General features: G+C 71.9%; 16 protein-coding genes. 2 read left to right on the forward strand and 14 right to left on the reverse strand.

From position 1 onward, the window contains the following. Window positions 1-38 precede the first annotated feature (38 nt). The 9 genes from SLINC_RS11575 to SLINC_RS11615 form a co-directional block, all read right to left on the reverse strand. Complete coding sequence (locus tag SLINC_RS11575; protein ID WP_079165102.1) at window positions 39-1,085, reverse strand: LacI family DNA-binding transcriptional regulator; 1,047 nt, start codon at window positions 1,083-1,085, stop codon at window positions 39-41. 329 nt (window positions 1,086-1,414) lie between these two features. Further along, window positions 1,415-2,449 carry a 1-aminocyclopropane-1-carboxylate deaminase gene (locus SLINC_RS11580; protein ID WP_067430378.1) on the reverse strand — a complete coding sequence of 345 codons (1,035 nt, stop codon included), beginning with the start codon at window positions 2,447-2,449 and terminating at the stop codon, window positions 1,415-1,417. Between the two features lie 13 nt (window positions 2,450-2,462). Continuing rightward, a complete protein-coding gene (locus SLINC_RS11585) occupies window positions 2,463-3,110 on the reverse strand; it encodes a GntR family transcriptional regulator (protein ID WP_067430382.1) in 648 nt (215 codons plus the stop codon). Window positions 3,111-3,198: 88 nt separating this feature from the next. Then, entirely contained in the window at window positions 3,199-4,779 is a 1,581-nt protein-coding gene (locus SLINC_RS11590; protein WP_067430386.1) for a TROVE domain-containing protein, read from the reverse strand. 438 nt (window positions 4,780-5,217) lie between these two features. Then, entirely contained in the window at window positions 5,218-6,663 is a 1,446-nt protein-coding gene (locus SLINC_RS11595) for an alkaline phosphatase PhoX (protein WP_067430389.1), read from the reverse strand. 161 nt (window positions 6,664-6,824) lie between these two features. Then, the gene (locus SLINC_RS11600; protein WP_067430392.1) at window positions 6,825-7,310 is read right to left on the reverse strand and encodes a Pycsar system effector family protein; all 486 of its coding nucleotides are present in this window, start codon (window positions 7,308-7,310) and stop codon (window positions 6,825-6,827) included. A 68-nt stretch (window positions 7,311-7,378) separates the two neighbouring features. Beyond that, window positions 7,379-8,584 (reverse strand): hypothetical protein, encoded by a 1,206-nt coding sequence (locus SLINC_RS11605; RefSeq protein WP_067430395.1) that lies wholly within the window; start codon window positions 8,582-8,584, stop codon window positions 7,379-7,381. Window positions 8,585-8,701: 117 nt separating this feature from the next. Continuing rightward, window positions 8,702-9,454, reverse strand: a complete 753-nt coding sequence (locus tag SLINC_RS11610; protein WP_152039037.1) for a Crp/Fnr family transcriptional regulator — start codon at window positions 9,452-9,454, stop codon at window positions 8,702-8,704. 104 nt (window positions 9,455-9,558) lie between these two features. Next, window positions 9,559-10,989 carry a hypothetical protein gene (locus SLINC_RS11615; protein ID WP_067430401.1) on the reverse strand — a complete coding sequence of 477 codons (1,431 nt, stop codon included), beginning with the start codon at window positions 10,987-10,989 and terminating at the stop codon, window positions 9,559-9,561. A 277-nt stretch (window positions 10,990-11,266) separates the two neighbouring features. Between SLINC_RS11615 and SLINC_RS11620 the strand changes: the two genes are divergently transcribed. After that, window positions 11,267-13,096, forward strand: a complete 1,830-nt coding sequence (locus SLINC_RS11620; RefSeq protein ID WP_067430404.1) for an endonuclease/exonuclease/phosphatase family protein — start codon at window positions 11,267-11,269, stop codon at window positions 13,094-13,096. Window positions 13,097-13,108: 12 nt separating this feature from the next. On the opposite strand, the gene SLINC_RS11625 is transcribed toward SLINC_RS11620, so the two are convergent. From SLINC_RS11625 to SLINC_RS11635, 3 genes are all read right to left on the reverse strand, one after another. Then, window positions 13,109-13,855, reverse strand: coding sequence for an SRPBCC family protein (locus SLINC_RS11625; protein ID WP_067430407.1), 747 nt, complete (start codon window positions 13,853-13,855; stop codon window positions 13,109-13,111). 13 nt (window positions 13,856-13,868) lie between these two features. Next, window positions 13,869-14,483 (reverse strand): ArsR/SmtB family transcription factor, encoded by a 615-nt coding sequence (locus SLINC_RS11630; protein ID WP_067430410.1) that lies wholly within the window; start codon window positions 14,481-14,483, stop codon window positions 13,869-13,871. Window positions 14,484-14,598: 115 nt separating this feature from the next. Then, on the reverse strand, window positions 14,599-15,300 hold the full coding sequence (locus SLINC_RS11635; protein WP_067430413.1) for an antibiotic biosynthesis monooxygenase: 702 nt from the start codon (window positions 15,298-15,300) through the stop codon (window positions 14,599-14,601). A gap of 119 nt (window positions 15,301-15,419) precedes the next feature. On the opposite strand from SLINC_RS11635, the gene SLINC_RS11640 reads away from it, so the two are divergent. Next, on the forward strand, window positions 15,420-16,409 hold the full coding sequence (locus SLINC_RS11640; protein ID WP_067445244.1) for a YihY/virulence factor BrkB family protein: 990 nt from the start codon (window positions 15,420-15,422) through the stop codon (window positions 16,407-16,409). Window positions 16,410-17,261: 852 nt separating this feature from the next. Here SLINC_RS11640 and SLINC_RS11645 read toward each other — a convergent pair. Further along, window positions 17,262-17,819 carry a DUF3618 domain-containing protein gene (locus SLINC_RS11645; protein ID WP_067430417.1) on the reverse strand — a complete coding sequence of 186 codons (558 nt, stop codon included), beginning with the start codon at window positions 17,817-17,819 and terminating at the stop codon, window positions 17,262-17,264. After that, entirely contained in the window at window positions 17,816-18,235 is a 420-nt protein-coding gene (locus tag SLINC_RS11650; protein WP_067430423.1) for a phage holin family protein, read from the reverse strand. The genes SLINC_RS11645 and SLINC_RS11650 overlap by 4 nt, the downstream gene beginning before the upstream one ends. Between the last annotated feature and the right edge of the window lie 41 nt (window positions 18,236-18,276).

The following is an 18,276-nucleotide window of genomic DNA, read 5'->3' on the forward strand; positions in this document are numbered from 1 at the left end:
CGGTGATGTGCCGGCACCTTGTCGGCGCGGCCGGCCGGTCACGCGGAGGACCGCACCACCAGCTCGGGGATCACCCACGCGTCCGCGCCGCTCAGCGGCTCCTCGCCCGCGCGCAGGCGGGCCACCTGCTCGACGGCCAGCCGTCCCAGCCGGCGTTTGTCGAGGTGGAGCGTGGTCAGGGCGGGCTCCACCAGCTCGCCCAGCGAGAGCCCGTCGAAGCCCATCACGGCCAGGTCCGCCGGGACCTGCCGGCCGTGGCGCCGGGCGGCCCGGATCGCGCCGACGGCGATGAGGTCGTTGAACCCGAAGACGGCCGTCATCTCCGGCCGCGCGGCCAGAAGTCGCTCCATACCCGCCTCGCCGCCCGCGACGCTGTGCTCGGGGCACAGCACGACCCAGCTGTCGTCGACCGGCAGGCCGTGCCGCCGGGCCTCCGCGAGGAAGGCCTCCCGACGCGGCCCGGGGGCGTCGAGCCGGTCGCCGTCCAGCATCCCGATCCTGCGGTGCCCGGTGCGCACCAGGTGGGCGATGCCCTGCTCCAGACCGGCGGCGGCGTCGATGCCCACGGCCGCGAACCGGGTCTGGTGCGGGCCGCGTTCCAGCAGCACGAGCGGCATGCCGCCGAGGTGCCGGGCGAGGACGTCGTCGTCGTTCTTGAAGTAGCCGACGACCGCGTCCGCCTGGTGGGAGAGCACGTCGAGCGCCTCCCGCTCGCGGGCGTCGTCGGTACGGATGTCCCACACCACGACCTGCCAGCCGCGCTGTTCGGCGGCCTCCAGCACCCCGGCGGCCACCTCGGGGAAGAACGGGTTCATCAGGTCCGGGATCACCAGCCCCGCCGTCACCGTGCCCTTGCGGACCAGCCCGCGCGCGAACCGGCTCGGCCGGTAGTCCAGCATGCGGGCCGCCTCCAGCACCCGCTCCTTCGTCGCCGGGTCGATCTCGCCCTTGTCGTTGACCGCCCGCGACACCGTCTGCCTCGACACCCCGGCAAGCCGGGCCACGTCATGGATCGTCGCCCGCCGACGGAGCCCGCCGTCGGACTCCTCGCCACGCGGCTCCCGCTGCTGGTTGTCGGCCCACACGCTGTGCACTGTATCCGGCCGCCCCGGGGAGCCGATCGGCACGGAGACCGGAACAGTGCGTCGAGCGAGGCCGCGCGGATGGCCGGACGCGGCCCGCGGAGCTTCCACCACACCGGCCACCGCGATCGGCCGCACGTGGCCCCCAGACGGCGAAACCCGCACGCCCGCCCCACGGCAAGCACACCCACCCAAGGGGCGCGGGGCCGTATCGATGTGCGGCTCCGCCGCGTGGGCGCGACCAGCCACAACGCACCCGCAGCCGCCCTACGACCGGACGCGGCACCCCCAGACGGCGAAACCCGCACGCCCCGCCCCGCAAGGCGCCGCCCTCAGAACAGCGCGCTGTACGCGTTGAGTGCCGGCTGGCCGCCCAGGTGGGCGTAGAGGACCGTGGAGTCCGCGTCGATCTCGCCGCGGGCGACCAGGTCGATCATCCCGGCCATCGACTTGCCCTCGTAGACCGGGTCGGTGACCATGCCCTCGGTGCGGGCGGCGAGACGCATCGCCTCCAGGGTGGTCTCGTCGGGGATGCCGTAGACGCCCGCGTGGTACCGCTCGTCGAGTTCGACGTCGGAGACCGTCAACTCCTTCTGTACGCCGATGAGTTGGCCGGTGCGGTGGGCGATCCGCGCGATCTGCTCCCGGGTGGTGGCGGGCTTGGCCGAGGCGTCGATGCCCAGGACGCGCCGGGGCCGCCCGCCCGCCTCCTCCAGCGCCTGGAACCCGGCGACCATGCCGGCCTGCGTGGACCCGGTCACCGAGCACACCACGACGGTGTCGAAGAAGACGCCCAACTCCTGTTCCTGCTCGGCGACTTCATGGGCCCAGCCGGCGAAGCCGAGGCCGCCGAGCGGATGGTCGGAGGCGCCGGCGGGAATGGCGTACGGCTTGCCGCCGCCCTCCTCGACCTCCCTGAGCGCCTGCTCCCAGCTCTCCTTGAACCCGATGCCGAACCCTGCCTTCACCAGCCGCACGTCGGCCCCGGCGAGCCGGCTGATCAGGATGTTGCCGACCTTGTCGTACACGGCGTCCGGCCACTCCACCCAACTCTCCTGCACCAGCACGCACTTGAGCCCGGCACGGGCGGCACAGGCGGCGACCTGACGGGTGTGGTTGGACTGCACGCCGCCGATCGAGACGAGGGTGTCGCAGCCCTGGGCGATGGCGTCGGCGACCAGGTACTCCAGCTTGCGCGTCTTGTTCCCGCCGTACGCGACACCGGAGTTGCAGTCCTCGCGCTTGGCCCACAGGGAGGCACCGCCGAGGTGTGCGGTGAGCCGCTGAAGGGAGTGGACGGGCGAGGGACCGAAGAGGAGGGGGTAACGCTCGTACGAGGAGAGGGACTTGGGTGCTGCGGTTGCCATGGATCCTCCCGGATCAGTCGCTGTCGGCGAGCTCGGCCAGGCCTCGCCAGATCTCCGCGGTGACCCGGACGGCGTCGTCCACGTCACCGGCCGCGCAGGCCTCGATCAGCCGCTCGTGCAGACCGGCCGAACGGCAGTTGCCGCCCTCGCCGAAGCGCCGTCGCTCCAGCCGGCGGATGAGAGGGGTGTAGCGGGCCGCGGTGGCGGCGGCCGCCCGGTTGCCGCTGGCGCGGACCAGGACGTCGTGGAGTTCGTCGTCGGCGTGCAGGGCCGAGTCCACGTCACCGGCGCCGACGGCGGCCGCGAACCGCGCGTTGGCCGCGCGCATCGCCTCGACGTCGGCGGCGAACAACCGCGGCACGGCGACCCGGGTGACCAGCTCGTGCATGGCCCCGACCACGGCGGCGGCGTCCCGCACATCGGCGGCCACCACCTGGGTCACCCGGGTGTAGCTCTGCGGCTTGCTCTCCAGCAGCCCCTCGTCCACCAGCCGCGCGAAGGCCTCCCGCACCGGCGCCCGCGACAGCCCGAGCCTCTCGGCGAGCTCGGCGTCCCGCACGACCGCACCGGGCTCGATCTCCCCGGCGACGATGGCGTCCCGGATGGAGGCGTAGGCACGGTCCCGGAGCAGGGTGCGGCCGACGGGGCGAAGGGCTTCCATGAACTGACATGTTAGATATCAATCATGGCGCGGGCAAGGGTGTGGCCCGCACCCCCCGTAGAAGTGCGGGCCACGCTTGCGGCAGGGCTCAGGCGGCCCAGGGCCAGTCGGCGTCCCGGGCGGCCTCGATCAGCGGAACCATGCGGAAGGCCGCGTCCGAGAGGCCCGCGAAGGTGTGCCGGTTCGCCTTGCCCGACGGGCCGTGGCCCGCCCGGTAGCCGGCGAGGTTCCAGGTGTAGACCGGCACACCCGCGGGGACCTGCTCGGTCGGGTCGCCGTGGCGGTTGTAGGAGTACTGCTCGTCGGTGACGATCAGCACCCGGTCCTGGCCCCGGTAGTGCGCGCGCACCGCCGAGGTGGTGTCGGTGCCGCCCAGGTCGCCGAAGCGGCCGAGGATCTTGAGCACCGACTCGCCCTCGCCGAAGGCCAGACGCCGGCTGGTGGTGCCGAACTCGACGAGATCCGCGTCCGCCGCCCGCAGCGCGAGCGCCGTACCGAAGATCGCCGCCGCGTCGGCCCGGTTGAGCTGCGAGCGGTCGGACAGCGGCGCCCACATCGAGCCCGAGCGGTCGACCAGCACCAGCGTCCGGCCGGGCAGCGCGGGCACGTTGGCCAGCGAGTGACCGAGCGCCCGCTCCAGCGGGTACGACCAGCGCAGCGAGGGCGCGTGCCGGTACGCGGCCAGGTACCGGAAGGGGAACTGCCGCGAGCGCGCGACCTCGGCGGGGTCACTGATCCGGGCGGCGACCCGGGCCGCCACCTCGTCCGAGACCCCGGCCTCGTCGAAGTTGCGCAGGTTGCGCACCAGCGCCATCGAACCCATGGACGGGATCACGGCCTCCCAGGCCGCCCTGTCCATCGGGCCCTGGAGCCAGCCGGCCAGCGCCTCCCACGTCATCCCGGCCGCGGCGAGCCGCTCGGCACCGCCGCCGGAGGTGACCACCGCGCGCCGCCGCCGCACCGGCAGCGCCATCAGCTCGCGGTGCGCGGTCAGCACCCGGTTCGACGCGGGCGGTACGGCCGTCTCCGGGTTGTGCCGGCGGTCGAGGGCGTACCGGAACAGCTCGCCCTGCCACGGCTTGTCCGGGTCCGGCGCCGCGTGCACCAGGTTGAGGATGTCGCCGAACCGGTAGCCCTTGGACACGGTGTCGTACTTCAGCAGCGACCTGCCGCCGTACAGCCGCCGTACGGCGTCGGCGACACCGCGCTTGACCGGCTTGGGGACGGCACGGCCGTACGTCGCCGTCCAGTACGCGAGCAGTTCGCCGGGCTCGTCGGGCCGCTGGAGCACGGAGTCGACGACCTGCCGGTTCGACGGGCCCTCGGTGCTGCCCGCGTCGAGGCGGGCCTTCACGTACTCGGCGGCGCCCACGATCGCGACCGTGCGCAGGTTGCCCTCGGCACGCAGCCAGCCGAGCAGGCCGGCCGTCCACTGCGCGTCGGTGACGGCGAGGTCGCGCACGAGGCGCGCGAACCGCTGGTCCCGGCTGTCGCCCGTCTCGTAGAAGGTCCGCTCGGAGACGAAGTGGGAGACCGCCAGCAGAAAGAGCTCGGAGCGCGCGTCGCGCTCACGGCCGCGGCCGCCCTCGAAGGTACGCAGCACCCGTCCCGTCGACGTCACACGCGACGTGGGCTGCGCCTTGGCGGCCCGGGTGTTGAATCGTGCCATGGTGAATTCCCCCGAATTCTTTGGTGTTTCGGAGGGAGGCACAGCAAATGGAGGGTGCCCGAGATCAGAAGTCGGCCACGGAACTTATTCGGATGCTCTGCCTGATTGAGCTACATCGGCCCGAAGCCGATGACGAGGACTCGAACCCCGCAACCTTCCGATCCCAATGAAGTAGCCGTTGCCTGCGCACCGGGCACCCACCATGAGCTGCGCCTCCCGAGATCAAGTCGCACCGGGAGGTGCATGAAGTTGTGGTGTCCAGAGTTCAGGTCGGCGGAACCGACGTAGGTGCTCTGCCCCTGAGCTACACCGGCGCGTTGTACCGGTGGCGGGATTCGCACCCGCGGCCGCCCCATTATGAGTGGAAGTAGGTCCTGCCTTCGCACCTGGACGTTCCTCGCTCTAGGAGGCGTGCCGCGGGGTGGGCGACCGAATTAATCAGCCGCGCTTCTGCCGCTTCCACGGCCCGGTAATGGCCACCATGATGCCCGGGTCCTGGATGTTTGCGTACAGGGTCCGCCCGTCGCACGAGAAGGTGACGCCGGTGAACTCGCTGTATTCCGGCTCCTCTTCGGTGCCGATGTTCAGGTCGTTGCGGGCGATCGGGTAGGTGCGGCCGCTGTCGGTGGCGCCGAAGAGGTGGGAGACGCCCTCGCCGTCCTCGGCGATGACGAGGCCGCCGTAGGGGGAGACGGTGATGTTGTCGGGGCCGTCGAACGCGCCGTCCTTGGAGGGGTCGGGGTTGACGCCGAGGAGCACCTTCAGGGTGAGCGTGCGGCGCTTGGGGTCGTAGAACCAGACCTGGCCGTCGTGCTGGACGGGGCTCTCCTCACGGGCGTAGGAGGAGACGATGTAGGCGCCGCCGTCGCCCCACCACATGCCCTCCAGCTTGCGCGCACGGGTGATCTCGCCCTCGCCGAACTGCTTGCGCACCTCGACCGTCTTGCCGTCGCGGTCCGGTACGTCCACCCAGTCGACGCCGTAGACCGTGCCGGTCTTCGTGGCGCGGGAGAGGTCGTCGACGTACTTGCCGCCGGAGTCGAAGCACCTGGGGGCCTGGAGGACACCGGCGTCGTCGGCGAGGGTGCGGAACTTCCCGCGGCCGTGTTCGAAGCCCTTGGGCGGGGTCCAGCGGAAGAAGAGGCCGTTGGGCTCGCTGTCGTCCTCGGTGAGGTAGGCGTGGCCGCGCTTGGGGTCGATGACGACGGCCTCGTGGTCGTAGCGGCCGAAGAACTTCAGGGGCTTGGGGTTCTTGTTGGCGCGCCGGTCGATGGGGTCGACCTCGAAGACGTAGCCGTGGTCCTTGGTCATGCCGTTGGTGCCGGCGCGGTCGGAGTTCTCCTCGCAGGTGAGCCAGGTGCCCCAGGGGGTGCTGCCGCCCGCGCAGTTGGTGGAGGTGCCGGCGATGCCGACCCACTCGGCGACGCGTCCGTCGGGGCGGACCTCGACGACCGTGCAGCCGCCGGACGCGGCGGGGTCGTAGACGAGGCCCTCGGTGAGCGGGACGGGGTACGTCCAGTTCGCGCGCGGGCCCTTCAGCTCGTGGTTGTTGACGAGGAGGGTGGTGCCGCGCGGGCCGTCGAAGGCGGCGGTGCCGTCATGGTTGGAGGGGGTGAACTCGTCCGACTCCAGCTTGGTCTTTCCGCTGTGGGTGATGACGCGGTACCGGAACCCGGCGGGCAGCGCGAGGATGCCCTCGGGGTCGGGGATCAGCGGGCCGTAGCCGACTCCGCCGTAGGTCTGTGCGGAGGTCTCCGCGCCCTCGGTCTCGGTGGAGGCGAGGGCGTTCGGAGCGGTGGCGAGGGCGCCGACACTGCCCGCCAGCGCGACACCGGCACCGGTGATCGCGGACGTTCTGGCGAAGTCCCTGCGGGTGAGCGACATGCTGTCTCCTGTGACGGGGGGTGTGCCGTGGAGGGTGGCGGACCTCGGTCCGCGACACCGTCCCGCCCACGTCTGAACGCCGGTTGAACTCCGGGCGACGGCACCGGGCCCGCTTGCGATACTCCCTGCGGGCGGTGCGGTGACCGGGGCGCCGACAAGACCTAGCCGACGCCCAGGACGGACACGGTCACGCCGAGGCAGAGCATCAGGCCGGTCCAGGGCATCGCCCGGGTGAGGTGGCGGTTCTTGGCGTGGGCGATGCAGCCCAACAGGCGGGCCATGTCCCAGAGTTGGGCGCACAGCTTGCGGGGGTCGGTGGCCGGTGGGATGTCCAGGCCCATGAAGCCGAAGGGGCTGCGCGGCAGCGGGGTGTGCAGCCGGGGCCGCATCGCCCGTCCGAGGTGGAACCCGGAGACGAGGAAGGCGCAGGCGAACGCGCCCAGCACGATCCGTCCCGCCGTTCCGAACCGCTGGCCACCGGGCGCCCCCAGGGTGGTCACCACGGCGACCACTCCCCCGGTGTGTGCGACGAGCATGCTGTTGATCTTCGCGTCGGCCTCCTGAACGTATCCCTGGAACGCGGTGAGCGCCCCGAGTCCCGCCGCCAGCGCCATCTCGACGGTCCGCCCGTCCCCGTAGTCGGTCATCGACTTCCCCCTGGTCCCTCATCTGCTTCCAGGATCGGCGCGCGGGCGGCGCGGTCCCGTATCGCCCGTCAGGTGACGGGGTGGCTCCGGGGCGCGGACGCGTACGACAGCGCGCCCGCGGGGAGCGGACACCGCACGAGCGTCTCGCCGAGGACGAACACGGCGGTGCCGTAGCCGTGGACGACCGTCCCGCGCCGTTGGACCAGGAACCCGCCGCAGGCCACCCGTGCCGTGAGCGGTGCCGCGTGGATGACCCCCGGCACCTGGGCCGCCCGCTGCCGGACGCCCACGCCGGCCGTGTCCCGCGCGCCGGTGTCCGGCGCGGGCGTGGCGGCCGGGCCCGTGGTGGGCGAGGGGGTCAGGCCCGGCCGGTCGTCGGAGCGTGAGGTCGACGGTTCGGGCCGGTCGGGATCGGGCGCGACGGTGGCCGTGGCCCAGGCCGAGGCCTCCCGCGAGGCGCCCGGGCCCGACGACCAGGACGTCAGGGAGGACAGCAGGACGGCCGCCGCGGCGACCGCCACCGCGGGCACCAGGGTCGCCACCAGCATCTTGGGGGTCTTCCTGACCGCCTGGGCGGCACGGCCGGCCCTCGATGTCAGCGTCCGGCCCAGGAAGCGCCCGAACCGGGCCAGGAGCCCCTCCGGCCGCATCGCCCTGGCGACCTCGTCCGCCGAGTGTCCGGGCATCCCGATCCAGGCCTTGTAGGTCTGCTCGTGCTTGGCCCGCACGTCGACCGGGGTGAAGTCGCCCGGCTCGATGTCGGTCCATCGCTGCTGAATCGTTTGCTCGAAGACATGCCTGCTGATGATCAGCACCACCGGCTGCTCCGTGAGCACCTGCTGGACCCGTTTCGCCTGCGCGCAGTTGACCAGTCGCTGCGCCTCGACGGCGGCTCTGCCCGCGATGCCCATCGCGCTGTCCGCCACCAGACCCGTGACCACCGCGAGGCGGACCCGCAGCGGCCGGTCGAAGCCCCGCTTCAGGCTCTCCTCGGCGAGGCTGTCGCAGAACGCCGGGACGTACTTGGCGAGGACGTCGTTCACCCGGTGGCTGATCCACTGGGCGAGGAACCCGTCCCCCAGCTCCTGCACCCCGAGGGTGTCGGCGCTCACCGCGACCGCCGTCTCGTGCGCCCTGCTGAGCGCCTCCTGCGCCGCGTTCATCTGGCGGACGTTCATCGTGCTGTACTCGCACAGATCCACGCCCAGGAGGACCCGGTCGGATGGCTGGCCGGACCCGGCTCCCGCGGCGGAGTCGGACAGGTTGTCGGTCAAGGTCGTCGGACCTCTCCATGGCAGGAGACGAAGTGAAGCTAGGTGACTGTCCGTGATAGCACGAGCACAGGGCCCATGTCATTCGGCCGATCGGTCATCGGACGCGTCCCTGACCGGTCACTCGGTTCCGGCCACCGTCCGCAGCCCCGGCAGGTCCGTGACGATGATCCGCCGGTGCTGGGCGTCGACGAGGCCGCGCAGCTCCCTGAGCGCCCGGTACGCCGTGCTCTCCGAGACCCCGATCAGGTCGCCCCACTCCACCTGTTTCAGGTCAACCGGAAGGATGATGTCGCGCCCGCGCACCGATTGACCGAAGTCGTCGGCCATCTCCACCAGCACCCGGGCCAACCGCCCTTTCGGACTCCTGCGGTTGTAGTCGATACGGCGCCGGGTGGCCGCCGCCAGCTTCCGGCCGACGGACTCCTGGAGGCCGTGCTGTACGACCGGATGGGCGTCCTTCACCTCGTCGAAGTCGCCCCACGCGAGCCGCACCGCCGTCACCGGTTCGCTGCCGCAGGCCATGACCGACGCGCTGCGCGGCACTCCGGCCATCCCGGCGAGCTCCCCCACCAGGTCGCCGCCGGTACGTACGGCGAGCAGGCTCCAGCCGCCGCCCGCCAGGGCGGCGGTGACCTTGACGTAGGAGGAGAGCAGCAGGAAGACGTCCGAGGCGGGCTCGCCCTCCCGGATCAGCAGGGTGCCGCGCGGGAAGGCGGCCCGCTGTCCGCGCCCGACGAGGGCGAGTTGGGCGGCCGGACCCAGGCCGCCGAGGAAGCTGCCGCCGCGCCAGTGGCGGCGCGCCTCCTGGAGCAGTCGTTCAGCAGCAGCCGCGTCCATGCGCACTCCGCCGATCCGAAGGGTGACCCGCACGGGGATGGTGCCCGCCCGACGGGCCGGAGTCACCTCGGGGCGCGGGACGGGCCGATTCCGGTCCCTCACAGAGGGACTGAGGCACCGTCACCCCACGGATTCGCTCAACTCCCGTGCTGCGAGCGCGCCTTGAACGCCGCCTTCCGCGCTTCCTTCGCGACCCGCTTGTCCGGGTGCAGCCGTCCCATCGCCTCCAGCACGTCCGCCGTCGCCGGGTGGTCCACCCGCCAGGCCGCCGTGAAGAAGCCGCTGTGCTGCTGGGCCAACCCCTCGACCAGGCCGCGCAGTTCGTCGGAGTTGCCCTCGGCGGCGAGCTGCGCGGCGACGGTGTCGACGGTCAGCCAGAAGACCAGGTCCTCGGAGGGCGCGGGCACGTCGGGCGCACCCCGTTCGGTGAGCCAGACGCGGGCCAGTCCGCCCAGTTCGGGGTCGTCGAGCACCGCGCGCAGGGCGGGTTCGGCCTCGGTGCCGACCAGGGACAGCGCCTGCTGGCAGCGCAGCCGGCGCAGCGGCGCTCCGGCGTCCAGGCCCTTGGCCGCGGCCAGCAACTCCCGGGTGGCGGCGAGGGGTTCGCGGCGGGCCAGCCACTGTTCGGTCTCGGCCTGGGCCGCCGCGGGCGGGAAGCCGGCCGTCCCGTCGAGGAGCGCGTCGGCGCCCTTGTCCGCGAGGTCTCCGACGGCGGGCGCCTCGAAGCCGGCGTCCAGCAGCCGGGCGCGCAGGCCGTACAGGCCGAGCGGGGTCAGCCGGACCATGCCGTAGCGCGAGACGTCGGTGTCGTCGACCGGGGCCGCCGGCTCCTCGTCGGTGTCGGCCATCAGCGCCTCGTCGACCGGCTGGTAGTCCACGAGCCCGACCGGCTCCAGCAGCCGGAACTGGTCGTCCAGGCGCATCATCGCGTCGGACACCTGCTCCAGCACGTCGTTGGTGGGCTCCCCCATGTCGCTGGGCACGATCATCGAGGCGGCCAGCGCGGGCAGCGGCACGGGGCTCTCGCCCGGTCCGTCCTCGGTGACGGTGAGCAGGTAGAGGTTGCCGAGCACGCCGTCCAGGAACTCGGACTCGGCCTCCGGGTCCCAGTCGAGGGAGGAGAGGTCGACCTCGCCTTCTTGCGCGCTCATGGCGTCGACGATGTCGTCCAGGTCGGGCACGCTCGCGTCGGCGAGCACGGTCTCCAGCGCGCCGAGCCACACCCCGAGCACGTCGTGCGGGGCGCCCCCGGTCAGCAGGGCCAGGTCCTCGCCGGCCGCGACGGTGCCCGCCTCCTCGTCGACGATCTCGACGAGCCCGGTGTCGACGGCGACCCGCCATGCCTCGCTCGCGTACGCGGCGGCCTCGTCCCCGTCGAGCCCGAGGGCCTCGGCCGCCGCGGGCAGCTGCTCGTCGACGAGTCCGCCCCCGGCGTCGACGCGGGTGTCCGGGCCGGCCCAGCGGGCGAGCCGTGCGGCGCGCGACAGCAGGGGCGTGGACAGCGCGTCCCGCGCCAGCTCCGCTTCGGGGTGCAGTCGCACCGGCGGCAAGGGGGAGCTGTCTGTCATCGGCTGGTTCTCCTAGGGGCGCGTGCTACCACTCAGCCGCTCAGCCTAGACGGATTTCGACCCATGCCGCCCGGTTCATCTCCCGGCCCGCCTCCGTACATGGCTGAAACCTTGACAAGTGGGCTGACCAGGCAGGAGATTGACGCGCGTAGAAATCCGGCGGACATGTGTTCACTGTATTTTCTACGCGCGTCGTCACCGCCCCACAGGTGCGGCTCCCACGGTTCCACGTTCCACCCTCGTCCCGGCGCCCATGTACGTCCCCGGAGGGATCCCGTTGCCGAGCAAGTCTTCCACGCGTCTCGCCGCGCTCACCGTCGCCGCCGTCTGTTCCGCGGCGTCCACCGTCGTCCTCACCTCGCCCGCGCACGCCGCTGACGTCGCTGTTCACGACATCCAGGGCACCACCCGGATATCGCCGTACGCCGGTCAGGCGGTCACGGGCGTGACCGGCATCGTCACCGGCGTCCGCACCTACGGTCAGTCCAAGGGCTTCTGGATCCAGGATCCGAACCCGGACGCGAACCCGGCGACCAGTGAGGGCGTCTTCGTCTTCACCAGCTCCACGCCGAAGGGGGTCGCGGTCGGCGACGCCGTGACCGTCTCCGGCACGGTCTCGGAGTACGTGCCGGGCGGCACCTCCTCCGGCAACCAGGCGCTGACCGAAATCGTGCGCCCGACGTTCACCGTCGTCTCCAGCGGCAACCCGGTCCCGGCCGCCACCGTCATCTCCGCGCGGTCGGTGCCGGACGCCTACGCCCCGGCCGGCGACCCCGCCGCGAGCAACTCGGTCAACGGCCTGACCCTCCGGCCGAAGAAGTACGCCCTGGACCTCTACGAGTCCCTGGAGGGCATGAACGTCCAGGTCTCCGACACCCGCGTGGTCGGCGCCACCGACCCGTTCACCGAGCTGTGGGTCACGGTGAAGCCGCGCGAGAACGCCAACCGGCGCGGCGGCACGGTCTACGGCTCCTACGCGTCGCAGAACACCGGCCGCATCCAGATCCAGTCGCTGGGCGCCACCGCGGAGTTCCCCGACGCGAACGTCGGCGACACCCTCACCGGCGCCACCGCGGGCCCGCTCGACTACAACCAGTTCGGCGGTTACACCCTGGTCGCCAACAGGATCGGCACGCTGAAGAGCGCCGGTCTCGCGCGCGAGACGACCGAGAAGCAGAAGAAGGGCGAGCTGGCGGTCGCGACGTACAACGTCGAGAACCTCGACCCGGGCGACGCCACCTTCGAGGAGCACGCCGCCGCGATCGTGCACAACCTCAAGGCTCCCGACATCGTGTCCCTGGAGGAGATCCAGGACAACGACGGCGCGAAGAACGACGGCACGGTGGCCGCCGACCAGACGGTGACCAAGCTGATCGACGCGATCGTCGCGGCGGGCGGCCCGAAGTACGACTGGCGCTCCATCGACCCGGTGAACAACACCGACGGCGGCGAGCCGGGCGGCAACATCCGCCAGGTGTTCCTGTTCAACCCGGAGCGGGTCTCCTTCACCGACCGCGCGGGCGGCGACGCCACCACCGCCGTCGGCGTCACCAAGGACCACGGCAAGGCGGCCCTGACGGTCTCCCCCGGCCGGATCGAGCCGGCGAACGCCGCCTGGGCCAACAGCCGCAAGCCGCTGGCCGGCGAGTTCGTCTTCCGCGGCCGGACGGTCTTCGTGATCGCCAACCACTTCAACTCCAAGGGCGGCGACCAGGGTCTGACCTCGCAGTACCAGCCGGTGGCGCGCAGTTCGGAGGTCCAGCGCCACCAGCAGGCGACGCTGGTGAACGCCTTCGTCAAGGACATCCTGGCCACCCAGAAGAACGCGGACGTCGTCACCCTCGGCGACATCAACGACTTCGAGTTCTCCGACACCGCGAAGATCCTGGAGAGCGACGGCGCCCTCTGGTCGGCGATCAAGTCGCTGCCGAAGAGCGAGCGTTACTCCTACGTCTACCAGGGCAACGCGCAGGTCCTGGACCAGATCCTGGTCAGCCCGTCGATCCGGAAGTCCTGCGACTTCGAGTACGACAGCGTGCACGTCAACTCGGAGTTCCACGACCAGATCAGCGACCACGACCCGCAGGTCCTGCGTTTCGAGCCGTAGTCACGGCCCCGGTCAGGGCTGGTCGAACACGCCGTTCAGCCAGCCCTGCCACGCGGTCTCGCACTCCTTGATGTCCGTGCCCGGGGTGAAGTCGTGCAGGGAGATGCCGACCGGGTGGCCCCAGTGGTTGCGCCCGAACACACGGGTGAGGCCCCGGTCGGTGCGCAGGCCGATGAAGTACGGGTCGCGGTAATCGACCACGGCCTCGAACTCGTCAGGGCCATGGACCGTCACGCGTGTACCCGCGGGCACGTCCTCCCCGACGCCGAGCGCCCGTCCCACGGCGGCCAGGGCGTCGGCGGCCTTCGACGCCTCGGGCCCGTCGAAGGTGGCGAAGGCGGCCGGGCGGGGCGCGAAGCGGACCAGGTACTCGCGCAGGGTGTGCAGGTAGAAGTCGGTGTGCTTGGCGGCGCCGTCGTACTGGTTGTCCCAGTCGTCGACGAAGATCCCGCTGTGCACGTACCGCACCCAGGCGCGACGGCCGTCGTCGCGGGGCTCGACGGTGTAGTCGAGCTGGTTCATCGTCTGCTCGGAGATGCCGTCGACGTCCTCGACGCGGTTGGTGTAGCGGTGCGGCGGGTCCCACGCGGTGATGGTGGACCCGAAGGGCCCGCGGCCGCCGACCCGGGGCTCCGGCGGCTCCATCGGCCACAGATAGCCACCGGTTCCGGTGGTGATCGCCTGCCACACCTCCTCCGGCGTGGCGTCGACCTCGAACTCGCGGGCGATCTCGAATTCCCTGGGCGCGTCCTGGGACATGGTGAACTCCTGACTAATCCTGCTCGGTCTGCTCGGTCTGCTCGGTCTGCTTGAGCGTGGGATGGAGGGCCACGACGATCCGGTGGTCACGGCCGCCCTCGGCGTCCGGAGCGTCGTACTTGCGGATCAGGGCGGTGACTCCCGCCGTCAACTCCTGGACGAACGCGGCCCGTTCGGCGGCCGAGGCGAAGCGCACCTCGCCGTCCAGCGCGTACGTCGCGAGCCGTTGCTGTGCCTTCGTGGCGCCGGTGATCAGCGAGCCGACGTCCCGGACCAGCCGGGCGCCGAGCGCGAGCAGCCAGCGCGCGGAGAGCTGGTCCCGGAAGCGGTCCGGGTCCGGCTGCACGGCGGCGAGCGCGAGCGGCGAGATGACGTACGACGCGGCGGTCGCCCGCATCAGCCGCTCGGTGACGTTGCCCTTGCGGCGCTCGTCGGCCAGTTCGACCAGGCCGTGCCGCTCCAGTGCCTTGAGGTGGTAGTTCACCTTCTGGCGGGGCAGCCCGACCTGACCGGCCAGCATGGCGGCCGACGCGGGGCCGGCCGCCAGCTCGGCGAGCAGCCTGGCCCTGATGGGGTCCAGGGAGACGGCTGCGGCCTCGGGGTCCTCGATCACGGTGACGTCCAGCATGCGTCCACCGTCTCACCGAAAACTTTTTTTGTCCAGGGCAACATAGTTGTCGGTGAGACGGCGAGATCAGCGAGATCAGCGAGATCAGCGAGATCAGCGAGATCAGCGAGGGGATCTAGTCGGGAACCAGGCCGAGCGCGTGGTCGTAGCGGCTGACCGTGGTGTGCTTCAAGCCCGGCCAGGTCTGTACGCGCTCCCACTTCTCCGTCGCGGAACCGATGCCGGCGCCCGGGGCGGCGAGCGCCTCGATGTGGGCCTGGGCGCTCTCCCACTCGGCGTAGTTGAGGACGCGGGTGCCGTCGGTGCTGAGGTGGAAGTGGGCGGACATCCCGCCGGGGTGGAGGTGCGACTCGCTCTCCAGCGCCTCGAAGACGGCGTCGACCCAGGCGCGCTGCCGGTCGGGGTCCGGGCTCTCGAACTCGATGTCGACGATCACGACACAGCCCGGGACCCGGGTGTCGCCGTCCCGGGTGCCGCTGCGGTAATGCCGGTAGCGGCCGAGCCAGAGCCGTTCGATGCCGGGTACGGCGGTGTCGATCTCGTCGTTGCGCTCCTGCCGGTGGACCTTGGTGAAGGCCTCGTAGGCCTGCTCGTCCCTCCACTGCGAGTAGTGGAGCAGGCTGGAGGCGTCCTCGCCGGTGTAGACGTGGTAGCCGAGCAGGCCGTCGGCGGGCCAGGGGCGGCGCTCCCAGGTGCGGGCGATCGCCTCCACGGTCTGCCGCTGCCGCAGCGGGGTGCCCACCCGCCACGTGCTGAACAGGCGGGCTCCGGCGTCGGCGCGGGTGAGGTCGGGGTGGTTCTCGGTACGGCGGGTCATGGCTGTCTCCGTCACTCGGTGCGGACTGCGGAACAGGTGCAGCCACCACCTTTCAACCTCAACCAAGATTCAGGTCAAGCAGCCGATTCGAGTGGCGGATTCGGGTGACCCGCCTGTCCATGGACGAGAAGGCCGAAGAGACGGGCCGGGCCGAGGAGCCCGAGATGGACAGTCCTTCCGAGTTGCCCGCACGGTCGTGGCGGGCGGTGGCGCGGCGCACGTTCAAGGAGCTGCTGGACGACGAACTGGCCGACCGGGCCGCCGCGTTGACGTACTACGGCGTCCTGTCCCTGTTCCCGGCGCTGCTGGTGATGGTGTCCCTGCTGGGTGTGGTGGGACAGCGGGCGACGGACAAGATCCTCGACAACATCGGGGACCTCGCCCCGGGGCCGGCCCGGGACATCCTGCGCGACGCGGTGGTCCAGCTGGGCGACAGCGGCGGTACGGGCAGTGTGCTGGCCATCCTCGGCCTGCTCGCCGCGCTGTGGTCCGCGTCCGGGTACGTCGCCGCGTTCATCCGTACGTCCAACGCGGTGTACGACCTGCCCGAGGGCCGTCCGGTGTGGAAGCTGACCCCGCTGCGGCTGGCCCTGACCGTGGTCCTGATGCTGATGCTGGCCGCGAGCGCGCTGATCGTGGTGTTCACGGGTCCGCTGGCCGAGCGGGCCGGCACGACGATCGGACTCGGCGACGAGGCGATCACGGCGTGGGGCATCGCCAAGTGGCCGGTGCTGCTGCTTCTGGTGATCCTGATGATCGCCCTGCTGTACTGGGCCGCCCCCAACGTCCGTGGCCGCGGCTTCCGCTGGATCAGCCCGGGCAGTGTCCTCGCCACCCTGATCTGGCTCGCCGCCTCGGCCGGCTTCGCCCTCTACGCCGCCAACTTCGGCTCCTACAACAAGACCTACGGCACCCTCGCCGGCGCCATCATCTTCCTCGTCTGGCTCTGGCTCACCAACCTCGCCATCCTCCTCGGCCTCGAATTCGACGCGGAACTCGCCCGCGAGCGCGCGATCTCCGACGGCCAGCCACCGACGCAAGAGCCGTACGTGGAACCCCGCGACACCCGAAAGTGGCCGGCACGGTTGAGGGCGGCGCGAGGGAAGTGAGCGCGGCGCGGGAACGTTGTGCGGCGCCGACTGGACGCGCACGGCCATCGGACCGGTCCGGGTTCGTGCGTGCGGCGTCCACGCGGAGCCAGGGGGATAGCGCCTGGGCCACGCTCCGCGGAGGGATGTAGGCGCCGCCGCGGACCCGAACGCGGCAGGGTCCGACCGCCGGGGCGGAGTTCCGCGCCTGCGGTCGGACCACGCCGCGCAGCGCGAGGCGCAGCCGGGTTCGGGCGGGGCAGCGGGCCGGGAAGAGCGGCGGCGGTCCGAGGCCCGGTCACGCCGCGACACGCGAAGCGGAGCACACAGACAGTCGCCGGTCGCACTCCACGGGGGCGAAATGAGCCGTCGGCAGGGGCACGAACGTGCCGACGGCCGGGCGGGGTCTACGGCCAGGCCACATCCGGCGATGTACAGCACGGCCGGTCCCCGGGCACGCTCAACGCAGAGGCAGGAAGCGCCGGCACAGGCGCGCACGTGCGGCGGCGGTCAGCCCCCTCGGAGGGGAGCCCGCACCCGGCAGCCGGGCCGCGCAGCGCAGCGCGGAGCGCCGGTCAGGGCGGCGGAAGCAGGGCGCAGAAGAGCGGAGGCTGACCGCCAGGACGCGCAAGCGGTCGGCGTGCCCGGACATGGCCGAGACTGCCTGCCGTGACGCGAAAGCGGTCGACGTGCCCCGACGGCCGAGACCGCCTGCCAGGACGCGCAAGCAGTCGACGTACCCGGACCTAGCCCAGACTGCCCGCCAAGACGCGAAAGCAGTCGCCGCACCCAGACACCGCGAAGGCCGCGCCCCGTCTTCGACAGGGCGCGGCCCGCAGCGGATACCGCCGTCTTCCTCCGTCAGCTACCCGCTCACCGCCGGGGGTACCGCCACGCCACCACCACGACGAATCCGACGGCCGCGCCGATGACGAGGGCGGGGCGGGGGTGCCGGATCGCCGCCTGGACGACGGGTCGGGCGGGCCACGGGACTCCGTGCTCCGCCCGGCGCTCCAGCGTGTGGCCTGTCCGTGTCACCTTGTCCTGGGCGGTGTGACCGGTCCGCGAGGCCTTGTCCTGTACGACGTGCCCGGCGTGCGTGGCCCGCTCCTGCACCGCGTGCCCGGCGTGCGAGGCCTTGTCCTGCACGGTGTGCCCGGCGTGCGACGCCCGCTCCTGCATCAGGTGGCCGGCGTGCGCGGCGCTGCTGCGGAGCTGGACCGTCATCGCGCCCGCCTTGTCCCGGAGGTCGGCCGCCCGGGCCCGTGCGCGTCCCTTGACATCCATCTTTTCCGCCAACTCCTCCACCGTGTCGCCGAGTTCACTGCGGGTGCGTTCGATCTGCCGCCGCAGCTCGTCGGGCCCCTTGGCGCCGATCTCCTCCGCGGCCCCGCCACCCGGTTGCCGTCCCTGTGCCGCCTTGTCCGTCATCGGTGCGCCCTTTCCCTGATCTCCTCGACATCGGCCCTGACGCTCCCGAGGGCCTCCTCGGGTGTGGGCGGTGCGGCGCGCCGCAGCTGGGCGCGGCCGGTCGCCGCGAGCAGACCGGCGAGCGCGAACAGCACGGCCGTCACGATGAGCGCCGCGGCCCAGACGGGCAGCGCCAGCGAGAGTGCGGCGGCGGCCGTGGCCGCCAGGGCGAGGAAACCGGCGTAGGCGACGGCGCCCGCGGCGCCGATCAGTCCGCCGCCGCGTCCCGCCCGGCGTCCCTTCTCGGTCAGTTCTTCCTTGGCGAGGGCGACTTCCTGCCGTACGAGCCGGGAGAGCTGTTCGGTGGCCTGTCCGACGAGGTCGCCCACCGAGTGGTGTTCGTCGTGGGTCGGCCTGGGGGCCGTGGTACCGGTCACGATGTTCCGCCTCCTCTCGGTTCCGGAACCCCCGGGTACCC

The organism is Streptomyces lincolnensis, from assembly GCF_001685355.1.
In the GTDB taxonomy this organism is placed as follows: Bacteria; Actinomycetota; Actinomycetes; order Streptomycetales; family Streptomycetaceae; genus Streptomyces; species Streptomyces lincolnensis.